Source organism: Tianweitania sp. (genome assembly GCF_032053605.1).
In the GTDB taxonomy this organism is placed as follows: Bacteria; Pseudomonadota; Alphaproteobacteria; order Rhizobiales; family Rhizobiaceae; genus Tianweitania.
In genome coordinates this window covers 1-279 of record NZ_DAMBUH010000075.1, presented here as the reverse complement: position 1 = coordinate 279, position 279 = coordinate 1, and the positions used below count along the sequence as shown (strand labels likewise).

The following is a 279-nucleotide window of genomic DNA, read 5'->3' as shown; positions in this document are numbered from 1 at the left end:
CGAGCCGATTTCGCAGACGGCCAGCGCAATCATGTCGGCCGCGAACGCCACCGGCTCGGCGTGGAAATTGCCGCCGGATAGCGCGGTGTCGTCTTCAACGAAGATCAGCGGATTGTCGGACACGCCGTTGGCTTCGGTGGCCAGCGTGTCGGCGGCCTTGCGCAGCACGTCGAGCGCGGCGCCCATCACCTGCGGCTGGCAGCGCAGGCAATACGGGTCCTGCACGCGCTCGTCGCCGTGGCGATGCGATTCACGGATCGCGCTGCCCTCCATCAGCGC

1 protein-coding gene is annotated in these 279 nt (G+C 68.1%); it reads right to left on the bottom strand.

From position 1 onward, the window contains the following. The coding region (locus tag RTX98_RS15080; protein WP_312797634.1) for an aromatic amino acid lyase at positions 1 to 279 on the bottom strand (279 nt) is incomplete at both ends.